Here is a 17,903-nt window from a genome sequence, read left to right as displayed (position 1 = left end):
TTAGCCGTCTTAATATCAAAATATTCAAAAGGTTAAGTACCAAAAGCTCACTCTGAGCAAGCTGCGATCAGGTTAATCTAGGGAAAGTTACTATTGCTTAGCCATCAGGAGGGTCAACCAGATGTTATGAACTCGATCGTTCTGAATGCAGGTGTTCCAACCAAGTATATTAGCTATAACGTATTAAGGGTTGAGGGCGAGTAGCACCGTCGGTGCAACAATTTTTGCCTAGTACCACTCCAGGCGCCTTAAAAAACGCCAGGCATTGCCTGGCGCTTATTAAATGCCTAGCCATTCAAAAAATTCAGCTTTTGTTATTCGGGCATTGCGAGAATACAGAATAGCGAATCGTCTTGAGTTCACCCTGGGGGTCTTCGTAGCTCATCAATCGTGAATAAATCTGGCAAGTACGAGGGTCCTGGGATTGACGTACGAATTTCTCTACATCAATCTTCATACCGTATTTATAGTCGACAATCTCTGGCATAGGCTTGTTATTTTTTTTCGCGTAGGCAGCCACGGCACTTTGGTGCTCCTGGATGTATTCCATCTGCTTCTTCTCCGAAAAAGTAGTGGCTTGCGAAGTCATAGAGCAAAAAACAAGTGCAGCTGCAACAATAAGCTTTTTCATAAGTTTCTCTCGATATCAATGTCACTGGATGCAACCTTATCAATTCATAGGCATCACCGGCATGACGGAAAACTTACAATTTTGAAAGGTGAAATATCGACCCTATAAAAACGAAAAAGCCCACAACTGTTGTTGTGGGCTTTTGTTTATCGGCTATCAGCTTTCTGCTTCATCGCCGTCATCATCCTTGCGATGTGCCCATTGATACAGAGCAGGCAACACCAGCAAGGTAAGTGCGGTGGAGGACAAGATACCGCCGATCACGACTGTAGCCAGCGGCCGCTGAACCTCTGCACCGGTACCGGTTGCCAGTGCCATAGGTATGAATCCCAGGGATGCAACAAGGGCAGTCATCAGCACTGGCCGTAATCGAGTCAATGCGCCTTCATCAACTGCGTGACGTAGGGTACGCCCTTCCTCACGTAGTCCGCGGATAAAGGAAATCATTACCAAACCGTTCAACACAGCTACACCGGAAAGCGCAATGAATCCGACCCCTGCCGAGATCGACAGCGGGATATCCCGCAGCCAAAGCGCGACTACGCCACCCGTGAGTGCGAATGGGATCCCGGTGAAGACCAGCATGCCATCCTTGAGGTTGTTGAACATCAAGAACAACAACGTCATGACCAACAGCAAAGCTACCGGAACAACTACCTGCAGACGTTTGGCTGCTGACTGCAGTTGCTCGAACTGACCACCCCACGTGGTCCAGTAGCCAGCGGGAATCTCCACGCCGGTTGCCAGAGCACTGCTCGCTTCTTCAACAAACGAACCAAGGTCACGCCCCCGAACGTTTGCGCTGACCACAACAACACGCTTACCGTTCTCTCGGCTTATCTGGTTCGGACCTAGCTGCAGATCCAGGCTAGCCACTTGGGACAGCGGAATGAAGCCGATTTGATTCGCCCCTTGTGCCGCATTCGGCGGCACGGGAATCAGCAAGCCGGACAACCCCGCTACATCTGTACGCAGTGTTTCAGATAGACGTACCACCATATCGAAGCGGCGATCGCCCTCATAAAGCGTGCCGGCCTGACGACCACCTACTGCGATTGCAATCGCATCTTGCACTGCGCCGATGTTCAGGCTGTAACGTGCTGCCTTCTCCCGATCAATATTGATGGTAAGTACAGGCAGGCCTGTAGTCTGCTCTACCTTCACCTCCGAAGACCCCTGGACACCCTTTAATGCAGTGGCTATCTTCGCTGCTGTTCGATTTAGAACGTCCATGTCATCGCCGAACACCTTGACGGCCACGTCACTGCGGACACCCGAAATGAGTTCGTTGAAGCGCAGTTGAATAGGTTGGGACAACTCATAGTTGCTGCCAGGCACACTTGCTGCAGCTTTCTGAACTTCAGCAATTAGCTCTTCACGCGATCGATTGGGATCTGGCCACTGGTCTTTCGGCTTCAGCATCACGTAAGCGTCTGAGATATTCGGCGGCATTGGATCGGAAGCAATTTCCGCTGTGCCGGTACGGGCAAACATTCGCTCGACCTCAGGCACCTGCTCAATGACGGCTTTTTCCAAGCGCTGCTGCATGTCTACGGACTGAGTCAAGCTAGTCCCCGGTACTCGTAAAGCCTGCAGCGCAAAATCCCCTTCACTCAGACTCGGAATGAACTCACTGCCCATTCGGCTCGCGAGCACACCACTTAGAACGACCAAGGCTATGGCGGCGGAAAATGCGATGCTTCTATGCTTAAGCACCCACTGCAGAACGGGAGCGTAACGCTGCCGTGCAATACGCATCACCATCCCCTCTTCTTCCTTGACCTTGCCTGTGACGAACATGGCAATTGCCGCAGGAACAAAGGTTACGGAGAGAATCATCGCGCCGACAAGTGCCATCACAACGGTAAATGCCATGGGGTGGAACATTTTTCCTTCGACACCGGTGAGTGCAAAGATCGGCAAATACACAACCATGATAATCAGCTGACCGAAGATCAAGGGGCGGCGAGCTTCCCGTGCAGCTGCAAAAACCTCGTGAAAGCGCTCGGCTTTGGTGAGCATCCGCCCATGCTTGTTTTGTGCATGAGCCAGGCGCCTGATTGCGTTCTCGACAATCACTACCGCCCCATCAACAATGATGCCAAAGTCGAGTGCGCCAAGGCTCATCAAGTTGGCACTGACCTTGTTGTTGAACATGCCTGTAAACGTGAACAACATGGACAACGGGATCACCATGGCAGTGATCAGTGCCGCACGGATGTTACCGAGGAACAGGAACAAGATAACGATTACAAGAATCGCCCCTTCAATCAGGTTCTTCTTCACTGTCGATATGGCTTTTTCAACCAAATTGGTACGGTCGTAGACGGTAACGGCAACAACGCCCTTGGGTAGGGTACGGTTAATGTCAGCCAGTTTGGCTGCAACAGCTTGAGATACTGTCCGGCTGTTTTCGCCGATCAGCATGAACACCGTACCCAATACAACCTCTCGACCGTTCTCAGTAGCAGCTCCAGAGCGGAGCTCTTTCCCGATGCTGACTTCAGCGACATTGCTGACTCGAATCGGCACGCCATCGACACTGGTAATCACAATATTGGCGATATCTTCGATACTGCCTACCTGGCCGGGTGCGCGGATGAGCAACTGCTCACCGCTGCGCTCGACGTAACCGGCGCCAACGTTGGCGTTGTTGCTTTCCAAGGCAGCGACCAGATCATTAAGAGTCAGCTTGTAAGTGGCCAGACGTTTCGGATCCGGAGCAATCAGGTACTGCTTGGCATAGCCACCAATGGTGTTGATCTCGGCCACACCCCGGACGTTGCGCAATTGTGGCTTGATTATCCAATCCTGGATCACGCGCAAATCAGTTGGTGTATAGGCCGTACCATCCTCTTTGACAGCGCCTTTCTCAGTCTCGACAGTCCACAGGAAGATCTCGCCGAGACCCGTTGATACAGGCCCCATCACTGCGTCTACGCCATCCGGCAACTGCTCCTTCGCTACCTGCAGTCGCTCGTTGACCTGTTGCCTAGCGAAGAAGATGTCGGTGCCGTCTTCAAAAATGACGGTGACCTGAGATAGTCCAGAGCGAGAAAGGGAACGAGTCTGCTGAAGGCCCGGCAAGCCAGCCATTGCCGTTTCAACTGGAAAGGTAATTCGCTGTTCGGTTTCCAACGGAGAGTAACCAGGAGCAGCAGTGTTGACCTGAACCTGTACGTTGGTAATATCTGGTACTGCATCAATAGGCAGCTTTTGATAGCTGTAGACACCGATACCGGCCATGATCAGCACGGCTATCATTACAACGATGCGCTGCTCAATGGCGAATCTTATGAGACGTTCAAACATGTGGAATGATCCTGTCAGTTCGCATCAGTGACTGTGCTCGGCACTAGCCTTGCCGAGCTCGGACTTGAGCGTGAAGCTGCCACTGGCTGCCACTTGGGCGCCGGATTGGAGGCCTTCGGTTATTTCCACATAGCCACCTGCACGGCGACCAAGCGTTACCGTGCGAGTGTCAAATCCCTCAGTGGTCCTGACGAATACCGCAGGCTTTTCCTCAACGGTCTGCACTGCGGATTCTGGAACGGCTACGGCCACCCGATCAGTCTGTGAAGTGACCGCGATGCTTACGAAAAGGCCTGGTCGCCAGGCTCCATTAGGATTGGTCAGCGTGACGCGAACGGTCGCTGCACGGTTCTGCTCACCCAGGAGGCTGCCTACATAACCAACCTTGCCGTCCACCTCAGCCTTCATGTCAGGCGAAGAAACCTTTACCGCACGGCCTGTCACAACCTTCCCCAAATCGCTCGGAGGAACTGCGAAGGTTGCCCACACCTGATTGAGGTCTGAAAGAATGAAAGCGTTGGTTGCCTCGCTGACAACCTCACCGACGGTCAGGTGCTTCTCCACGACAACTGCGTCGAAGGGCGCGCGAAGCTCGTAGCGGTTACCGCCGGCAGAATTGACCGATGCCCCGATAGCTCCGACCTTTTGCTTAGCATTGGCCAAGGATATATCTGCCTCTTGCAACCCTTGACGAGCCTGGAGGTAATCCTGTTCGGCGGAGATTTTGTCCTGCCACAACTGTTTCTCGCGGTCGAAGGTCAAACGTGCCAGTTCTACACGTCGTTGAGCGGCTTGTTGCTCACTGCGTAGATCGGAGATCTGTTGACTCGCAATCACCGCAAGGACTTGCCCCTTCTTAACCGACTCTCCGAGGTTGGCCTGAACGCTTTCTACAACGCCAGGTACGCGAGGCACGACATGCGCTGTATGGTCCTCGTCAAACCGTATCTCGCCAGGAAAAGTCACGACGGTGCTAAGTTCGCGGGGAGCCGCAGCTTCGAGGACGACACCGGCAGCCTTGATCTGCTCAGCGCTAAGCGTCATCTTGCCTTCTTCCTCCTCTCCCTTTTCGCTGTCGCTGTGGCCCTCCTCACCGTGGCCATCATCCCCCCCCTCTTCAGCGGGTGCTGCGGCAATCTTCTTATGCTCATGGCCGTCCTCAGCGCCGTGTTCGGCATTACTGGCTGGCGGCTGCTCAGAACTAGAGTTCCAGGCGAAGCTGCCAAATCCAAGGGCTGCCACAGCGACTACCGCCAGTGCGATCTTACGTTTGTTGTCCATTGTTACTCCTGCTGATCGTAGGTAGCGGCTTATTCAAAGACGCGTACCGAGGAAAATGTCTAGGCGTTCAGCGAAAACTGGCATTCGATCCGACGTCGCCATAAACCCTTTCCACCTGCGCACGCGCATTGGTTGCAGCCGCCAACGAGTCGAGGTACTGGCCACGAGCGACTATCAAGGTGCGCTGCGCATCCAGCACTTCGATGAAGCCGAATTTGCCCATCTCAAATCCACGCGTTGCGGTATCCACGGCCAGTTGAGCTGAAGGCAGAATCGTCTTGTCGTAAGACTCGACCTCTTGCATGGCGGTAGCCCACTGGTTAACTGCGGTTTGGGTTTCGGAGCGTAGCCTTAGCTCTACAGCGTTTCGTTGGTCTCGGGCCTGATCTGCGCGGCGAGAAGCGGAAAGAATGTTGCCCTGATTACGATCAAAGAGCGGCAAAGGCATCGACAGCCCCACGAGGTTGACCCGCTCGCGAACAGACCGGTCATATTGGCTACCCACACTCACAGTGAGATTCGGGATACGTTGGGCCTTTTCCGACCCGAGTGAGGCATCGCTCTTGTCTATTTGAGCAAGCGCCTGTCGCATCTCTGCAGTTTGATCAAGCTTCGCCAATAATTCTGCGGCCTGCGGCGGAATGCCGGGAGATAGGTTTGGCGAGTCCAGACGATCAAATGCAGTAGCCGAGCTGCCTATTACCTGGGCCAATTGCTGGTAAGCCGTTGACTTCGCTGTTTCAGCGCGCCTTACCTGTAACTTGGCTTCAGCCAACTGCACCTGGGCGCGCGTAGCTTCCACCGGTGAGGACTTACCGGCGCGCACCCGACCATCGACTATGCGCAGACCGCGTTCGGTGAGCTCCAAAGATTGTTTTGCCAGGTTCAAGCCTGTCTGAGCCCTTAAGGCGGCGTAGAAAAACTGGACAACATCCGCACGAAGACCATTGACTCGTCGGTCCAGCTCTAGCTGCGCGACGGTTTGACCGTAGGTGGCAACTTCGATACGAGCACTTCGTTTGCCACCCAACTCTAAAGGCTGACTAAGGGTGACTGTGGTCGTGCTTGTATTACGACGGGTGTCTTCCACGTCATACGAAATTTCAGGATTAGGGATGAGTCCCGCTTGCTTGCGAACTCCTTCCGAGATGCCGATTTCCTGACGCGCAGCTGCAAGATCGGGGTTAGCATCCATTGCAGTGGAAAGCGCTTCGGCCAGGCTAATACTCTGAGCAAATGCGGCTGGCACGATCGCTCCTGAAAGGAGCGTACAGAATGCAATGGCTCTCAAGGGAAAGACAAAGACAGAGGTTTTAGATAAAACGTTGTGATTATACCAGGGCACTTTATGGTCCTCGTGCACAAACTTTGATAAAGCTTGGCGAGAACGTATTTACAGCCGCCAAGCTCCACTGGATCAGGTGATGGCACTCTAATCAGCGATCGCTATCAGTGGGGTGGCTGTAAAATTACAATTTCGTTAGAAAGTACGTTCGACATTAAAATTTCCCGCCCAGTTGCGCACGGGACAAGCTATTGAGTAAATCAGTCCGCAGCTACAAAACGTCCTTAAATACGACAGATAACAATTAGATTACCAAATTGTAATTTTTCTATCACCAATCCGTTATCTTTGATCTGCAACTATCATGTCAGGTCCTACGCAGGTGCCCGGCCGGGCCACAAAAAAAATATAGCCGTGTCGGTAAATCAAAATAAAAGCTGCCGTAATCAAAGGGGCATCAAATGAAAATTAAAGTACCGTTGTGTGTGTTGGCAGCTTCTGCTTTTTCCATAAGCTATACAGCTATAGCAAACGCGGAAGATAAGTCATCAGAAGGTTTTATTGACGGTAGCAGCCTCACTGTTTTAAACCGAAACTTCTATTTCAATCGTGATAATCGCAGCTCTTCTGCGCCAACGTTCAATAGCGGCAAGGGAAACACCAACGGATATTCTGAAGCTTGGGCGCATGCGATAATTTCTAAATTCAACTCGGGCTTCACCCAAGGCACCGTCGGCTTTGGTTTAGATGCCTTCGCTATGATCGGCCTCAAGCTCGATACAGGCGATGGCCGTAACCGCGGCCGAAGCTCCTTCGATGTGTTGCCAGTTGATGGAAAGGGCCAGGCCCGTGATGAATACACGAAGGTTGGGGGGGCTGCCAAAGTCCGCCTGTTCGATACCGTAGTGAAATTGGGTGATGTCTTCCCAGCGACACCAGTCGTTGCATCAGGAGACGCACGTCTACTGCCAGAAAGCTTCCGCGGTGTAACGGTTGAAAACACCAGCATGCAAGGCCTCACCCTGCAGGGTGGTAGACTACACGCGATGAGCCAACCAGTATCCAGCGACCTGAACGATAACTTCGTGACCTTCTATGGCGGCCCAGTCAACTCGCCTTGGATCGGTTACGGTGGCGGCGATTACAAGGTCAACGACAGTGTTACTGTAAGTCTCTATGCCAGCCAGCTAAAAGATGTATGGAATCAATACTACGCCGGGACAAGCGTCTCCTACCCGCTTAGCAATGATTTGACCCTGATCAGCGGCTTTAATTACTATAAAGCTGTTGACGAAGGCAAGAAACGTTTGGGTGAGTTCGATAATAATATCTGGAGCGCCAAGCTCGGCGTCAGGTATGGTGCACACACCCTCGCACTGTCGCATCAGCGTAACAATGGCGATGACGATTTCGACTATTTACGTCAATCAGACTCGATATTCGTCGACAACTCAATTCAGTACAGCGATTTCAACTCGCCAAAAGAACGCTCTTGGATGCTGCGCTACGACCTAAACATGACCGACTACGGTATTCCAGGCCTTTCGTTCATGACTCGCTATGCCAAAGGCTCTGGCGCGGACTACTCTAATGCCAATCAGTTTTACATGCGTACCGATGACAATGGCAATCCGCTCACCAATCAGAAACGTTGGGAGCGTGACATTGAGGTTAAATACGTAGTGCAAACAGGAGCTGCCAAAGACCTTTCTTTGAGATTGCGCCAAGCAAATACACGAGCAACTGCTTTCGAATCGGATTTGGATGAAGTGCGCCTGATCGTTGAATACCCACTTTCGGTACTATAAGCCATTGCGTTGCTCTGCTACTCCTCCAGCCGAAACTTCTGAAAAGCAAATCGCTAGTTCAACGAATTCACCTTGAGTTGCTTAAATGCTCCTTTGGTAAAAGGTGAATATTTTACGCCCTTCGGGGCGTTTTTTTTTACTAAAATTCCAATACCTGTTCAAGGATGTGCATGGCATCCCGATGGAGTTCATGGCTGCACCAGTGGCCCACGTCCTCAACGTGAGAGTCGACCCCATCATCTGAACGGAACAGAGCGCCCACGACAAATAGAACAACCCAATATTTCATAAGGTAAATTCACCTAATGGGGGAGGGTCCGCAATTGACAAACCCAGATGGCGACACATTAACCTGCGAGGTTATCAAGCGTATTGCTTAACAATTACAAGTCCGTTATTTAAGCCACGGACAGTTAGTTTTGATTTACCATTCCCCCCAATGATGACTGCGCACTTGCGTGGTTAAAACTGCTGAGTAATATCGAGACAAAATCCAATGCGAATTCTGGTAATTGAGGATGAAGTAAAAACTGCTGAATATGTACGCCAGGGCCTCACTGAGTGCGGATATGTAGTGGATTGCGTACATACCGGCTCTGACGGGCTATTTCTGGCCAAGCAGCACATGTACGAACTCATTATTCTAGATATCAATCTTCCAGAGATGGATGGTTGGCAAGTTCTAGAACTATTACGACGGAAAGATTGCTCTTCGCGTATTATGATGCTCACTGCCCGCAGCCGACTAATCGATAAAGTCAGAGGTTTGGAGAATGGAGCTGATGACTACCTAATTAAACCCTTCGAATTCCCCGAATTGCTTGCTCGAGTTCGCGCATTGATGCGTAGGTCGGATAGTGCTGCATCTGTAGAAATCATTCGCGTAGCTGACCTTGAGTTGGATCAAAGCCGCCACAGAGCGTTCAGAGATGGTCAGCGTATAGACTTAACAACAAAGGAGTTTGCTCTGCTGCACTATCTAATGCGGAATACGGGCATTGTTCTGAGCCGCACACAAATCATATCTCAAGTGTGGGATATGAATTTTGACTGCGACACTAATGTCGTTGAGGTTTCCATAAGAAGACTTAGAGCCAAGATGGACGACCCTTTTGAGAGTAAGTTAATTCACACACTTAGAGGCGTGGGATATGTTCTAGAAAAACGCTAGATTTACATTATTAAAAATAATGAACGTGCGAATAATATTTGATGCTTTCAAATAATGCCCCGTTCAAAATCCTTGGTAGCAATATAAAGCGCTCAAATTCAGACTATTAAAAGTGTTCGTTCAGGAGGGTGTTTTTAGCAGAGCAGTCAGGAAAGCCTTAAATTTTAATATGTCGCCAAATTCATGCTCCCAAGTGGCGCTCCGCAGATTCACTACTTTGAGATTGACATCATCGAAATGGCGCCGCCATAGGGCAATTACTTGTCGAATACTGCAGAGAAAATCTTACTGCCGCCTTGTTGTTGGTCTTGTAAAGACCTGTAAGCCTTCAGCCACTTCCCGGCCTCCCGCTCAGCTCTTGTTCTCTCGAACAGCATCTGGGTCTGAGACTCAAGTGCTAACTCAAAGCGCTTCTTAAGATCAATGTTTTCTTGTTTTATCTCTTCAATTTTTTTTGGCAGCCTCACCACGTTGAGGCAATTTTCTTTTTCCATTTTTTAAAACTATATCCCTCACTTAATAATATTTAGTATTTGATCAAGCTATGAGGGATCGAGACCTACCAGTCTCGTCGTCTACGGCGGACAACGTGAATTCTACCTTGGCTTTGCGCTGCATTTCTAAATTTTTATGATTACGGGGCACGTTGTTTACCAGCCTCTCAAAAGCATCGCTTATAATATCAAGCTCGTCAATAGAGCGTTTTCGAAAATTAGTCATTGATATTAAATTGCCGCCTATTCCGACTAATTACCCAAAGACAAAATCCTTATAGTTTTTCGCCTGTTCAGCCTGTTTACGGATAACAGCGAATGAAGATTCACTCTTAGGCATATCCGAAGTCAAGAAATTCGAATATTCTGAATATCGATATTTCCAGAATGATAAATGGCTTCTGTTAATAATAAAACATTGACATCCTAAACATACGCTAAGCTGCTGAGTTTTATAATTAGGTGCTCTATCTATCGGGGCCTTCTTCCGCATACTCGATGTCACTGCATCTGCGAATCATCTAGAGGAAGACCAGTGGCGTGCGGTGCGAACCAGATAACCAATCCTTTTTCAAACAAATAAGTGTCTAACATCAGCCCATCCTTGGGCCTTATTTTGACCCTTTTGCTATCGTGGATACCACATAAAGCGTTAACCAAAGTAGGAGAAAATCCTCTTCTAACAACAAACTTTGACTGACGGGAGGAGGCCACCATAACAACCACTGTCGAGTCCGCGACTAGACAATAGGCGCGTCCAGGAAAGTAAAATCCAACCTAATCTGTTGCCGCTGACCGAAAACTGACCCATTGGGTCAGTTTTCAATCGGCGCCAACATACGACAATTTCGCGGGCATCCGACAGAGCTTCGGCGGCACGTTTGAAATCTGACATCAGAAAGCTCCTCGGTAAGGAGCCACGAGACTTAAGCGAACTTGGGACTGATCGTCGACTTGCGCCTCAGGTAGAGGGGAGCGTACATCTGGTGACTGGCTGATTTGGGAGCCGGCACTGATATCCTAGGGCGGTGATTTTCCAAGCGCTTTTTCGAGAACCACACCTGTGATGTCTTTTTTTTGCGAAGGTCCAGCTCTCCCATTTTGTAAACACCGCGAGAGGTGCGATATACAACAGCACTTTCTTGAGTTGCTATGCCTTGGAAGCAAATAATTTGGTCCAGGTCCTCCAAACTCCATCTGCCGGAACGGGTCAGGGCTGGTGGGCACAGCATCTGCACGTGACTGATGACAACGTCAGGAGCAGCATTCATATAGTACTGAAGTTCATACGCACAGCTGACCATCGCAGCGCGATCACTCATCCCTGTCTGGGCTGAGGTAATGGTGATAAGAAATCCCACCCCCTCTAGTTCACAGTGTGTCCTAGTGAAAACTTTACGTTCTGCAGGGTCAAGTATGTATATCAATTGCCAACCCATTCCCGATTCAGTCCGTGCCGCTCGTACACTCACAGTGGAAAAATATTCGGTATCGCAGGACTCATCTCGACTGCGTTGTGAGTGTTTGAGGATTTGTAGAACGTTCCTGGAAGGATGAGGATTCCAAGCTTACGCGCTATATATGCATTTTATACCCCCACGATGTGATGCGTCAAAGCGTGGCTTTATTCTCTCTTTTGTGAGTACACGGAAGAGAGATGGATTATTTGGAGGCTTTGGGGCAGGTCATAAGGGAAGTCCGGGTTGCTGCTGGGCTCAGTCGAGAGGGCTGTGCACAAGTCCTAAATCGAGATCATCTTGCCAAGGTCGAACAAGGACGCCTGGCCATTTCTGTTCTCAAACTCTATTCTTTATGCGAATGCCTAGGCATCTCCCTCAGCCTTGTGCTTATGGCTGTGGAGGCGCGCATGGTTGGTATCGACCTTGAAGCCTATCGGCATCAGCAAGAACGTGATTTAAACCGACTTGTCGGAGCTGGCCTGCTGAGTAGTGTTATCAATCATGGTGCGAGCCGCGGGGTACGTGGAAAGCGGGCAGAAGATAATCGTTTGGCCATCCAGACTTTGCAAACCGAAGGATTAGCAAAAATGGAGATCGTTCGTAGACTGGGTGTCAGTCGCGCCACAGTCGACCGTTATTGGCTGAAGCGATGAGCGACCAAACACTCCCGAGGGGGTTGTAATTTTAAAAATATTCCAAACATTCCCATTACGCTGGAGCTTAGTTTGCATAAGCTCCAAACGCTTACTAAACGGTCAATCACGTTCGAAGGCTCTGACCTATTTCATCCTTCAGTACCAGTGGCTTCAGAAAGCTCGCTCAAAGCGCCCACATTGTTTTTGAAAGCTGCTGCAAACACTGAGCGATTTTTAGCCATGTAGATGCTCACATCCTCTGCGTGTTTCTCAGATAGCCCCGGTACATGCTTCATCAGTGTGTCCGTCAGCAGCTCCGCCAGCTCAAGCATTTGATCATGCGCATCAGCGAGTTTGCGGTCCACAAAAGTAGTCTCCAGGTCTCGGGTACTGCGATAAAGAGTCTCAACTGCCATTTTGGCCTCGTCGTCTGTCTGTCCAGCGTGTATGAGGAAGCATTTGTTCAAATCAAATGCTGGCCGATGAATCTTGCGAACTGTTGCGCTAAAGCCCTACGAGCTAACTAGGCAGGGTGGCAAAAGCGAAAACTAGGCAGGATAATTGGTTTCGAAGGACAATATTTCTCCATCTGGATACGTAGGCTGCTGATACTACGGCAGTTTTAGATGCAGCTACCCCGACCAATGGCCTATCTAGGCAGTCCGCTAGTCCGCAAAACGATATACAAACGCTCCAGATCTCGGCTGCTGCGGTATACCACTTCGACGGCCATTCACCACCTCACATGCCTTCACGATAGTTGTCTTTTGTGACTACTGTATTTATATACAGCTAAAAGGGTAAGCCAAACCGTGGGGTTTGGGTAGCAGTTTTTTAATGTAGCCGGGAAATAGGGGTTTGCTACACCGGAAATTTCTGACAACTTGCCGGGGTTGCGCTGGAATTGTCCGGTGGCTTACTTTCACCGGGCGCTGCAAATGCAGCTAGCGGGCTTGGCGGCCCAACAAGGAAGCGCAACAACACCCCTATAAGATTGCAGGCGTTTTTTGCATTTGCATTCTTGTGTCATGGCGGGTTGCGCATGGACCCTTCGGGGTGCCGGGTTGTTCCTTACCGGTCCGCCAACCTTGTGCAATCCGTCACCCAACCTGCTTGGCGGCAGGCGGTGATGGTTTCTTAACTAAGGAACTAATCTATGAAAAAAATCACTCCCAACCCCCCGTTCACCGATTCGACGCTATTCAGCGTCACGCCTGAAGCTGACACAGAAACCTTACTGGCTAACGCCAGCGAAACCCTGAACAGCGCCCGTGAAATGGCTAATATGCTGGCATTCGACCTTGAAGGTCCGCAGCGAAGTCTGGTATTGGCCATTCACCAATTGGTTGAGATTGGCGGTCTGTTAGTCGACCAAGCGCCAGAGAAAGTCGCACCAGTTTGATGCCAAGCCCTCTGACCGTTCCTACGTTTATGGGAACGGTCAAAAAATAGTCACAAATGGCTTCGATTTTTCCTGTTACTCACTTCATCGCTCGGAGCACGACAGTAAAAACTCCAGCGACTAGACTCCTTCTTCATCGACAACGGAGGCTTTTATGGACACTTCCTTTTCCTCAGGTATCCCCGCAGATACCGAAGAGCAGGCCGACAGCTATGACCGCTGGTTTCGCGCCAAGGTACAGGCCGCTCTTGATGATCCAAGCCCTGGCATTCCTCATGATGAAGTGATGGCAGAGATGCGCGCGTTAATTGAATCCAAACGCAAGAAAGGCGATGCTGATTGAGTGGGCTCCCGCAGCGCGGGTGCAACTCCGGCAAATTACTGATTACATCAGCGACCGCAATCCAGTTGCTGCGCTTGAGCTAAACCAAGCAATAGAAGCCTCCGTGCTGGCTCTTTCTCGTAGGCCCCATCTTTACCGCCCTGGGCGTGTCATCGGCACGCGAGAGATGGTGGTACACCCGAATTATCTGGTCGTTTATAAGGTGACAGACAACACTCGGGTCATTTCGGTTTTACACGCCCGCCAGCGATATCCTTGAAAAATCCGCTTCTCGGATGGGCAAAGTATCTACTCTGCTCATCCTCCCACGTGCCTCATGTCACCCCGCCATCATCTTATACCCGCCTCTGGCCTTTTTTCTGCATGCAGAACAACCGTCACGTCCAACCCGCATTATCCGGTCGAACCGACCTAAGGAAGCACCATCGTGAAATTTAATTGGGCCGAAAAGCTGCGCCATCAAGTCCATGGGCTGGCCGAGTCCCTGGGTAACCTGTTTGTCGAGTCGTTCCATTACCTGGCGTTGTTCGCCATCGGTGCGGTGACCGCCTGGGCAGCGGTGATGGAATTCCTGGGGATGCTGGAGAACGGGCACATCAAGATCGATGACATCCTGCTGCTGTTCATCTACCTGGAATTGGGCGCGATGGTCGGGATTTACTTCAAGACCAACCACATGCCGGTGCGTTTCCTGATCTACGTGGCGATCACCGCGCTGACGCGCCTATTGATCTCTAACGTGTCCCACCACAACCCGCCCGACATCGGCATCATCTACCTGTGCGGCGGGATTCTGCTGTTGGCGTTTGCGATTCTGGTGGTGCGCTACGCGTCGTCGGCGTTCCCGTCGGTGAAGGTCGAAGGCCCGCGTCGCAAGGGCGAGGCGAACCTGGAGACCGAGAAGGGCGAGCTTTAAAGCCCGACGCTGAAGGGCAGGGGGCGGGTCGGTGGTCGCTGCAACAATTTGTGGCTGTCGCCGTCCGTCATTACCGCCAGGATCTCCATGGCGCTGTGGCCCTGCTCGATGGCAATGCCGAATTGAATGCTTTGCACCAGGCGTTTGAGCCGTTGCGGATCGTTGCGTTGTTCGGCGCTGATCATGCGTTTGGCGACTACGCCCGTCTCGTCCGAGAGGGTGAGCATGATGCTGCCGTCGAGCCGTTGGATGCTCAGGTTGACACGGTATTTTGGGGTGAAGGTGTCGGTGATGATCTGAAAAGGATTGTCCATGGTGCGTTACCGCCTGATAAGAACATGCAGTCATTGACGACCGGTGTCGTGATTAGTTCGCGTTGCCTGACCACCGGCCACTCCGTCGCTGAGGTGGTACAAATTCCGTTTACCTCATGGGCTGTACAGCAAAGGGCGTGCCGTACAGCGGTCTGTCAAACAATGAGCTCCTTATGTGGGAGGGGGCTTGCTCCCGATAGCGGTGCATCAGTCAATGAATACTTGGCTGATGCACCGCTATCGGGAGCAAGCCCCCTCCCACATGGGTTCTATGTTGTTATTGAAATCGGTGATCCGTTTCAGGGCAACACGGAAAAAACGATCGCTGACAGCGCAATCAGCACTCCACCCAGCTGACCGCCAGGCCGCCATTGCGGGCATGGGCGTGGCGATTGCGCGACGTACCTTGCTCAATGATGAACGGGAGCGCGGCACCTTGATCGTGCCGTTCGGCCTCGCGGTGCTCAACCACAAACGCTATGTGCTGCTGTATGCGCCGGGCGCGCTGAGTCATCCGGGCGTGCGCGCGGTGCATGACTGGCTGGTGGAGGAAGCAGGGATTTTTCGCGCATTGCACCCGCTCGGAGAGGGGCAATTGTGAGGATCGCAGGGCGTAAGAAGATGTAACTAACTCCCCACCCTAACAGCGTTTTTGCTTGTCGTCAGGGTTAATTTGTAATGTAGGATTTATCTTTGCAAAGGGGTTGAAATGTTTCTCTGGCTGCTCAATTGTGTAATCAAGAGGTCATGGTTTCACCACCCCGGTGTTGCAGTTTGTGACCTCTCGCGAGCTAGCTGAAATAAGGGAAGAACTATGCAAATCCAAGTCAATAGCGATAACCATATTGAAAGCAGCATCCGACTGGAGGAGTGGGTACGTACTACCATTGAGAGCACGCTCGAACGTTATGAAGAAGACCTGACCCGAGTGGAGGTCTACCTGCGGGATGAGAACGGCGACAAGCCCGGTCCCCACGATTTAAGTTGCCGCCTGGAAGCGCGGCCAAAAGGCCATCAACCGCTGTCGGTGTCCGCCAAGGGCGATACCCTGGAACAAGCGATTGACAGCGCGGCCACCAAGCTGGATCACGCATTGGAACATCTGTTTGGCCGACTGCAAGGCAAGCCCCGCGCTGCCGCGAAAAACCAGCCCATCAACAAAGTGAACGAAGACGCGCTGGAACAGGAATTCCTGGAAAACGAAAACGCGGTCATCAACGGCTGACGTTCTTTTCACCCCCTGCAAACGGGCCTGCATCTGCAGGCCCGTTTTCGTTCAGGCGCCGCGTCGGAAAAAATACCGGCTCAACAGCGCCAGCCCCCCAGCCCCCAACCCGGCAAACAGCATCGCCCAACCGGTGCCGTGGCGCAGTGCCGCCTGGGCATCGTTGGCTGCCAGCCCCATCGACTCCAACTTTCCTGCGGCAATGTTCTGGCTGATGGCCGGCCACTCCATTGCCGTGGTGGCGGGCAGCATCTCGGCCAGCTGATGGCTGATCCCCAGCAACAGCACCAGGCCCATCAGGGCAATGTTGAGCGCCAGGGTGATCAGCCGCGCACTGAGGTCGATGCCGGAGGCCATGCCCGCGCGGTCGGCCGATACCGAGCCGGTGGTGGTATTGGTGGTGGGCGAGTTGGTCAGCGCCAGGCCTGCGCCGGCGATCACGCAACTGAGCAGCACCAGCCCGATACGTGGGTGCTCGGCGCCGTTGACGGCGGCCATGGCCAGAAAGCCCGCGCCCATCAGGCCCAGGCCGAGGGGGATGATGCGTTCGGCGCCATAGCGCAGGGCCAGGCGCTCGGCCAGTGGCGGTACCAGCAAGGTCGGCAGGGTATAGGCGAGCAGAGCGGCGCCGGTGGTCAAGGTGTCGTAACCCAGGCCTGCCTGAAAGTACAACGGCAGGTAGATCATGAACGGCCAGAAGCTGAAGTTCATGCCGATCGAACCCATCAACGCGCCGTTGAACCGCTGGATGCGGAACACCGAGAAGTCGAACATCGGGTGCGCACTGCGAAGCTCGACCGTGATGAACAGCAGCAGGCCGAGCCCCGACAACGCCGCCCAACCGAGCATGGCCGGTGTGCCGAAACCGTGTTCGCTGCCTTGGGTGATGAAGTACACCAGGGCAAACACCGACAGGGTCAGGGTGAGCATGCCGGCGATGTCCAGGCGATGGGCGGCCGGGTCGCGGGATTCCTGCACGCTGATGCGCAGCAGCACCAGGGTGAACAGGGTGAGCGGCACATGTACGAGGAACACCCAACGCCAATCCGCCACCGCCAGGATCAATGCGCCGATCATCGGCCCGAAGCCCAGGCCCACGCCGGCAATCACGCCCCATATCGCAAACGCCCGTGCCCGTGCTGCCGGTTCGCGGAACAGGTGCGAGAGGATGGCGAATTGGCAAATCATCATCGCCCCGGCACCGATGCCCTGGATAAACCGCGCCGTGATCAGCAGCGAGGCATCCTCGGCCAGCCCGCAGGCCAGTGAAGCCAGGCCAAACACCCACAGGCACAGCACCAGCATGCGGCGACGGCCAAAGCGGTCGGCCAATGTGCCCGCTGCCATCAGCACGCTGGTGCAGGCCAGGGTGTAGGCGTTCATGATCCACTGGGCGTCCTGGAAGCCCGTGCCCAACTCCCGCTCGAGCGTCGGCAGGATCACCGGCACGCTGGAAATCTCCAGGCCGAACATCAGGGCGACAAGGCACACGGCCGTGAGGGCCAGCCCATTCCTGGCGGTACGCGGGGGGCTGGCGGTAGTTAACGTGGCGGCGGGTGGCATGGGATTCTCCTGTGGATGAAGTGTCGCGTTATTTTCAGGGGAATCTGTTTCGTTATTCGTGAT

17 protein-coding genes and 1 pseudogene are annotated in these 17,903 nt (G+C 52.4%); 9 read left to right on the top strand and 9 right to left on the bottom strand.

Annotated features, from left to right (window positions below; all coding sequences use genetic code 11):
• Positions 1–304 precede the first annotated feature (304 nt).
• The 4 genes from V3W40_RS03455 to V3W40_RS03440 all read right to left on the bottom strand — a co-directional run bounded on the left by V3W40_RS03455 (position 305) and on the right by V3W40_RS03440 (position 6,569).
• Positions 305–631 (bottom strand): DUF2790 domain-containing protein, encoded by a 327-nt coding sequence (locus tag V3W40_RS03455; RefSeq protein ID WP_017736204.1) that lies wholly within the window; start codon positions 629–631, stop codon positions 305–307.
• A gap of 156 nt (positions 632–787) precedes the next feature.
• Positions 788–3,943: a CusA/CzcA family heavy metal efflux RND transporter gene (locus V3W40_RS03450; protein WP_017736203.1), complete on the bottom strand. Its 3,156-nt coding sequence runs from the start codon at positions 3,941–3,943 to the stop codon at positions 788–790.
• Positions 3,944–3,967: 24 nt separating this feature from the next.
• A complete protein-coding gene (locus V3W40_RS03445) occupies positions 3,968–5,224 on the bottom strand; it encodes an efflux RND transporter periplasmic adaptor subunit (RefSeq protein ID WP_017736202.1) in 1,257 nt (418 codons plus the stop codon).
• A gap of 67 nt (positions 5,225–5,291) precedes the next feature.
• Complete coding sequence (locus V3W40_RS03440) at positions 5,292–6,569, bottom strand: TolC family protein (protein WP_081609223.1); 1,278 nt, start codon at positions 6,567–6,569, stop codon at positions 5,292–5,294.
• 401 nt (positions 6,570–6,970) lie between these two features.
• On the opposite strand from V3W40_RS03440, the gene V3W40_RS03435 reads away from it, so the two are divergent.
• Both V3W40_RS03435 and V3W40_RS03430 read left to right on the top strand, forming a co-directional pair.
• The gene (locus V3W40_RS03435; RefSeq protein ID WP_330214441.1) at positions 6,971–8,317 is read left to right on the top strand and encodes an OprD family porin; all 1,347 of its coding nucleotides are present in this window, start codon (positions 6,971–6,973) and stop codon (positions 8,315–8,317) included.
• Positions 8,318–8,813: 496 nt separating this feature from the next.
• Positions 8,814–9,488 carry a heavy metal response regulator transcription factor gene (locus V3W40_RS03430; RefSeq protein WP_017736199.1) on the top strand — a complete coding sequence of 225 codons (675 nt, stop codon included), beginning with the start codon at positions 8,814–8,816 and terminating at the stop codon, positions 9,486–9,488.
• Positions 9,489–9,745: 257 nt separating this feature from the next.
• Here V3W40_RS03430 and V3W40_RS03425 read toward each other — a convergent pair whose 3' ends face one another.
• A complete protein-coding gene (locus tag V3W40_RS03425; protein ID WP_017736198.1) occupies positions 9,746–9,982 on the bottom strand; it encodes a hypothetical protein in 237 nt (78 codons plus the stop codon).
• Positions 9,983–10,908: 926 nt separating this feature from the next.
• Positions 10,909–11,343: a hypothetical protein gene (locus V3W40_RS03420; protein ID WP_026136727.1), complete on the bottom strand. Its 435-nt coding sequence runs from the start codon at positions 11,341–11,343 to the stop codon at positions 10,909–10,911.
• A gap of 296 nt (positions 11,344–11,639) precedes the next feature.
• Here V3W40_RS03420 and V3W40_RS03415 point away from each other — a divergent pair, with 296 nt between their 5' ends.
• On the top strand, positions 11,640–12,095 hold the full coding sequence (locus V3W40_RS03415; RefSeq protein WP_017736196.1) for a helix-turn-helix domain-containing protein: 456 nt from the start codon (positions 11,640–11,642) through the stop codon (positions 12,093–12,095).
• Positions 12,096–12,226: 131 nt separating this feature from the next.
• On the opposite strand, the gene V3W40_RS03410 is transcribed toward V3W40_RS03415, so the two are convergent.
• Positions 12,227–12,493 (bottom strand): YebG family protein, encoded by a 267-nt coding sequence (locus V3W40_RS03410; RefSeq protein ID WP_026136726.1) that lies wholly within the window; start codon positions 12,491–12,493, stop codon positions 12,227–12,229.
• Between the two features lie 740 nt (positions 12,494–13,233).
• On the opposite strand from V3W40_RS03410, the gene V3W40_RS03405 reads away from it, so the two are divergent.
• The 4 genes from V3W40_RS03405 to V3W40_RS03390 all read left to right on the top strand — a co-directional run bounded on the left by V3W40_RS03405 (position 13,234) and on the right by V3W40_RS03390 (position 14,738).
• Positions 13,234–13,479 carry a DUF6124 family protein gene (locus V3W40_RS03405; RefSeq protein ID WP_330214440.1) on the top strand — a complete coding sequence of 82 codons (246 nt, stop codon included), beginning with the start codon at positions 13,234–13,236 and terminating at the stop codon, positions 13,477–13,479.
• A 154-nt stretch (positions 13,480–13,633) separates the two neighbouring features.
• Positions 13,634–13,822 carry a type II toxin-antitoxin system RelB family antitoxin gene (relB, locus tag V3W40_RS03400; protein WP_115487608.1) on the top strand — a complete coding sequence of 63 codons (189 nt, stop codon included), beginning with the start codon at positions 13,634–13,636 and terminating at the stop codon, positions 13,820–13,822.
• Complete coding sequence (locus V3W40_RS03395; RefSeq protein ID WP_330214439.1) at positions 13,812–14,081, top strand: type II toxin-antitoxin system RelE/ParE family toxin; 270 nt, start codon at positions 13,812–13,814, stop codon at positions 14,079–14,081. Before relB ends, V3W40_RS03395 begins: the two co-directional genes overlap by 11 nt.
• A 168-nt stretch (positions 14,082–14,249) precedes the next feature.
• Complete coding sequence (locus V3W40_RS03390; RefSeq protein WP_323147125.1) at positions 14,250–14,738, top strand: phosphate-starvation-inducible protein PsiE; 489 nt, start codon at positions 14,250–14,252, stop codon at positions 14,736–14,738.
• Here the strand turns inward: V3W40_RS03390 and V3W40_RS03385 are convergent.
• The gene (locus V3W40_RS03385) at positions 14,735–15,052 is read right to left on the bottom strand and encodes a DUF3509 domain-containing protein (RefSeq protein WP_065924197.1); all 318 of its coding nucleotides are present in this window, start codon (positions 15,050–15,052) and stop codon (positions 14,735–14,737) included. The two genes, V3W40_RS03390 and V3W40_RS03385, sit on opposite strands and share 4 nt — an antisense overlap.
• Before the next feature lie 361 nt (positions 15,053–15,413).
• Here V3W40_RS03385 and V3W40_RS03380 point away from each other — a divergent pair.
• Together V3W40_RS03380 and V3W40_RS03375 are read left to right on the top strand one after the other, a co-directional pair.
• Positions 15,414–15,653, top strand: a pseudogene (locus tag V3W40_RS03380) (LysR substrate-binding domain-containing protein); the annotation flags it as partial.
• A 213-nt stretch (positions 15,654–15,866) separates the two neighbouring features.
• On the top strand, positions 15,867–16,277 hold the full coding sequence (locus V3W40_RS03375; protein ID WP_027604683.1) for an HPF/RaiA family ribosome-associated protein: 411 nt from the start codon (positions 15,867–15,869) through the stop codon (positions 16,275–16,277).
• A 51-nt stretch (positions 16,278–16,328) separates the two neighbouring features.
• Here the strand turns inward: V3W40_RS03375 and V3W40_RS03370 are convergent, their stop codons facing one another.
• Entirely contained in the window at positions 16,329–17,840 is a 1,512-nt protein-coding gene (locus tag V3W40_RS03370; RefSeq protein ID WP_330214438.1) for an MFS transporter, read from the bottom strand.
• Positions 17,841–17,903: the final 63 nt, after the last annotated feature.

Origin of the sequence: Pseudomonas sp. AM8 (assembly GCF_036346475.1) — a bacterium.
Classification (GTDB): Bacteria; Pseudomonadota; Gammaproteobacteria; order Pseudomonadales; family Pseudomonadaceae; genus Aquipseudomonas; species Aquipseudomonas marginalis.
This window is presented reverse-complemented; position numbering and strand designations above follow the sequence as displayed.

Bases quoted from the DNA above. Each gene is read 5' to 3' on its own strand.
- V3W40_RS03405 (WP_330214440.1), top strand. From the start codon at position 13,234: ATGAAAAAAATCACTCCCAACCCCCCGTTCACCGATTCGACGCTATTC.
- V3W40_RS03455 (WP_017736204.1), bottom strand. From the start codon at position 631: ATGAAAAAGCTTATTGTTGCAGCTGCACTTGTTTTTTGCTCTATGACT.
- V3W40_RS03415 (WP_017736196.1), top strand. From the start codon at position 11,640: ATGGATTATTTGGAGGCTTTGGGGCAGGTCATAAGGGAAGTCCGGGTT.
- V3W40_RS03450 (WP_017736203.1), bottom strand. From the start codon at position 3,943: ATGTTTGAACGTCTCATAAGATTCGCCATTGAGCAGCGCATCGTTGTA.
- V3W40_RS03375 (WP_027604683.1), top strand. From the start codon at position 15,867: ATGCAAATCCAAGTCAATAGCGATAACCATATTGAAAGCAGCATCCGA.
- V3W40_RS03435 (WP_330214441.1), top strand. From the start codon at position 6,971: ATGAAAATTAAAGTACCGTTGTGTGTGTTGGCAGCTTCTGCTTTTTCC.
- relB (WP_115487608.1), top strand. From the start codon at position 13,634: ATGGACACTTCCTTTTCCTCAGGTATCCCCGCAGATACCGAAGAGCAG.
- V3W40_RS03410 (WP_026136726.1), bottom strand. From the start codon at position 12,493: ATGGCAGTTGAGACTCTTTATCGCAGTACCCGAGACCTGGAGACTACT.
- V3W40_RS03370 (WP_330214438.1), bottom strand. From the start codon at position 17,840: ATGCCACCCGCCGCCACGTTAACTACCGCCAGCCCCCCGCGTACCGCC.
- V3W40_RS03445 (WP_017736202.1), bottom strand. From the start codon at position 5,224: ATGGACAACAAACGTAAGATCGCACTGGCGGTAGTCGCTGTGGCAGCC.
- V3W40_RS03385 (WP_065924197.1), bottom strand. From the start codon at position 15,052: ATGGACAATCCTTTTCAGATCATCACCGACACCTTCACCCCAAAATAC.
- V3W40_RS03430 (WP_017736199.1), top strand. From the start codon at position 8,814: ATGCGAATTCTGGTAATTGAGGATGAAGTAAAAACTGCTGAATATGTA.
- V3W40_RS03425 (WP_017736198.1), bottom strand. From the start codon at position 9,982: ATGGAAAAAGAAAATTGCCTCAACGTGGTGAGGCTGCCAAAAAAAATT.
- V3W40_RS03395 (WP_330214439.1), top strand. From the start codon at position 13,812: ATGCTGATTGAGTGGGCTCCCGCAGCGCGGGTGCAACTCCGGCAAATT.